General features: G+C 67.8%; 2 protein-coding genes, 1 pseudogene and 1 riboswitch. Of the genes and pseudogenes, 1 reads left to right on the top strand and 2 read right to left on the bottom strand.

Features of this window, described 5'->3' with window-relative positions:
* Positions 1-67: 67 nt before the first annotated feature.
* On the bottom strand, positions 68-1,303 hold the full coding sequence (gene glyA, locus KZA10_RS10125) for a serine hydroxymethyltransferase (RefSeq protein ID WP_218682798.1): 1,236 nt from the start codon (positions 1,301-1,303) through the stop codon (positions 68-70).
* A 37-nt stretch (positions 1,304-1,340) separates the two neighbouring features.
* Positions 1,341-1,425: riboswitch (ZMP/ZTP riboswitch) on the bottom strand.
* Positions 1,426-1,532: 107 nt separating this feature from the next.
* Between glyA and KZA10_RS10120 the strand changes: the two genes are divergently transcribed.
* On the top strand, positions 1,533-3,044 hold the full coding sequence (locus KZA10_RS10120) for a family 20 glycosylhydrolase (protein WP_218682797.1): 1,512 nt from the start codon (positions 1,533-1,535) through the stop codon (positions 3,042-3,044).
* 72 nt (positions 3,045-3,116) lie between these two features.
* On the opposite strand, the pseudogene KZA10_RS10115 reads toward KZA10_RS10120, so the two are convergent.
* Positions 3,117-3,358: pseudogene (locus KZA10_RS10115) on the bottom strand (MMPL family transporter); the annotation flags it as partial.

Here is a 3,358-nt window from a genome sequence, read left to right as displayed (position 1 = left end):
TCGATGGTGTCCATCCACTGCTCGGCTTCGTCGCGAGTGGTGTCAGTGGCGTCTTGGTAGATGCGGGTCAGGGTGTCGCGGACAGCGGGTGCCATCCGTTCGCCGTCGCCGCAGAGGTACACGGTCCAATGATGTCGGCGACCTCGGTGAACTCGGTGTCGCCGAAACCGCGGGTCGCGAGCGCCGGGGTGCCGATGCGCAGACCGGAGGTCACCATCGGCGGGCGCGGGTCGTTCGGGACCGCGTTGCGGTTCACCGTGATGTGGATGTCGTGCAGCAGGTCTTCGGCCTGCTTGCCGTCGATCTCGGCGTCGCGCAGGTCGACCAGCACCAGGTGCACGTCGGTGCCGCCAGAGCGCACCGCGATGCCGGCGTCCTTCACATCCTGCTGCGACAGGCGCTCCGCGATGAGCTTCGCGCCACGCAGCACGCGCTCCTGGCGCTCCTTGAACTCGGGGGTAGCTGCGAGCTTGAACGCCGTCGCCTTCGCGGCGATCACGTGCATGAGCGGGCCGCCCTGCTGACCGGGGAACACCGCGGTGTTGATCTTCTTGGCGAGATCGGCGTCGTTGGTGAGGATGAAGCCCGAGCGCGGACCACCGATCGTCTTGTGCACGGTCGAGGAGACGACGTGGGCATGCGGCACCGGGTTCGGGTGCAGACCAGCGGCGACCAGACCGGCGAAGTGCGCCATGTCGACCCAGAGCAGCGCACCGACCTCGTCGGCGATCGCGCGGAAGGCCGCGAAGTCCATCGTGCGGGGGTAGGCCGACCATCCGGCGATGATGACCTTCGGCTTGTGCTCGATCGCGAGACGGCGCACCTCGGCCATATCGATCGTCGAAGTCTCGGGGTCGACGCCGTAGGCGACGATGTCGTACAGACGACCGGAGAAGTTGATCTTCATGCCGTGCGTCAGGTGACCGCCCTGGTCCAGCGACAGGCCGAGCAGGGTGTCGCCGGGGCGCGCGATCGCATGCAGGACCGCCGCATTCGCCGACGCACCGGAGTGCGGCTGCACGTTCGCGAACTCGGCGCCGAAGAGAGTTTTCGCCCGCTCGATCGCGAGGGACTCCGCGACGTCGACCTCTTCGCAGCCGCCGTAGTACCGGCGTCCGGGGTAGCCCTCGGCGTACTTGTTCGTGAGCACCGAGCCCTGCGACTGCAGGATCGAGACGGGCACGAAGTTCTCCGAGGCGATCATCTCGAGGAAGGTCTGCTGGCGCGTCAACTCGCGATCCAGGACCTCGGCGATCTCGGGGTCGACTTCGGAAAGCGGGGCGTTGAAGTAACGGTCGGTCATGACGTGCTCCTTTGACAACGGATTCGAAAGGGGTGTTCCTATCGGCCCAGGCGCGCGGTCGAATTCCGTGGTCAGTCGCTCCCCGGTGGTAGTCCACCCAGACGCCAGTCGCGACGTCTACGAGCATAGCCGATGCGACGACCCCGCACGCCGGCGTGTCCACGATCGTCGCAGAATCGATTCGACTTCCGTCATTCCCCTGAGCGATGCCGACGGGTAGGTTTTGTTCATGGTCCTTCCTCATCCTCTTCCGCTCGTGCCAGCGCCTGTGTCCGCCACCGCGCGAGAGGGACGGATGCCGATCACCGCGACGACGCGTGTGCACGGCTCCTCCCCCGCTGCCGCCCAGCTGATCGACGCGGTCGAGCGCCGCACCGGCATCCGCCTCTCCACCTCCGACGGGACCTCCGGCGAGATCGAGCTGCTGATCGACCACGGCTCCTCGGGGCCGGAGGGGTACACGCTCGAGATCGGCGAGCGTGCGATCATCGTCGGCGCCGACGAGCCAGGGCTCTTCTACGGCGTGCAGACGCTACTGCAGCTGCTGCGACAGGACGACTCCGTCTGGGGGCTGCTCGGCGCCGATGTCGCGGACTCGCCGCGCTTCCCGCGACGGGGCGTCATGCTCGACGTGGCCCGGCACTTCTTCGGCGTCGGCGACGTGAAGAAGTTCATCGACAGCACGAGCTCCCTCAAGTTCAACCATCTGCACCTGCACCTGAGCGACGACCAGGGGTGGCGCGTGCACATCGATGCCTGGCCGCTGCTGACGGAACGGGCCTCCGCGACATCGGTGGGCGGCGACCCCGGCGGTTTCTACACCAAGGCCGACTACCGGGAGATCGTGGCGTACGCCGCTTCGCGTCACATGATCGTGATCCCCGAGATCGACCTGCCTGGTCACACCCACGCGATCGGTGTGGCCTACCCCGAGCTCGTCGAGGCGCCGGTGCTGAACGACAACCTCATCGCGGATTCCGCGCGGCTCGGCCAGCCGCTACCCGTCGCCGGCGAGACGTACCTGGGCTGGGGCGTCGGCCACTCCAGCGTCCGCATCCATGAGGAGCGCACCTACGACTTCGTGCGCGATGTCGTCCATGAGCTGGCCGAGATGACCCCGGGTGCGTACATCCACATCGGCGGCGACGAATCCCTCGGCACGCCCCAGGCCGACTTCGACCTCTTCGCCGAGCGCGCGACCGCGATCGTCGTGGAAGCGGGCAAGATCCCGATGGCCTGGCATGAGATGGGATCCGCGGCGAACATCGCCGAGGGAACCGTCGGCCAGTACTGGGGCAAGACCACCCCAGAGGGCACGCATGCCGAGGAGGCCGCGCACTTCGTCGAGCGCGGAGGCGCCCTCATCATGTCGGCGGCGGACGTCACCTACCTCGACATGAAGTACGCGGAGGACTTCCCCCTCGGCCTCACCTGGGCGGGGATCATCGACGTCCGCTCCGCCTACGAGTGGGAGCCGACAGCCGTCCTCGACGTGCCGGACGCCGCGATCCTCGGCGTCGAGGCCCCGCTCTGGTCCGAGACCACCCGCACGCTCGGCGAGGTCGAACAGCTGGTGTTCCCCCGTGCGGCGGCTCAGGCCGAGGTCGCCTGGTCGCCGAGAGAAGCGCCCGAACGCGTATGGGAGTCCTTCCGCGTGCGCGTCGGCGCCCTCGCTCCGCTGTGGAAAGCTGAGGGGATCGACTTCCATCCCGCAGACGAGATCCCCTGGAGCGCACGTTGATCACCCACTCCTCCGCGCCCGGTTCGCTGGTCATCCACTCCGCACGGATCGTCGACGGCGGCGACATCGTCGAGGTATCATCCACAGCACGGGCGAGCGGTAGGTGACGATGAGCAGCAGCGCGACGATCCCGAGTGTCACCATCAGCAGCGTGAAGTCGGCGCCGTCGAACGCGGAGGCGACGTCGACACCGAACGCGGGTCCACCCGTGACCTGCACGCTCAGCCCCTCGATCGGATGCTCCGTCACGGTGTCGCGCAGACCGTGCACGGCCTCTGCGGCGGCATCGTCGTCGGCGAGCGTGAGCGTCGCCT

It is taken from the genome of Microbacterium sp. BF1 (genome assembly GCF_019279095.1).
Lineage (GTDB): Bacteria > Actinomycetota > Actinomycetes > Actinomycetales > Microbacteriaceae > Microbacterium > Microbacterium maritypicum.
This window is presented reverse-complemented; position numbering and strand designations above follow the sequence as displayed.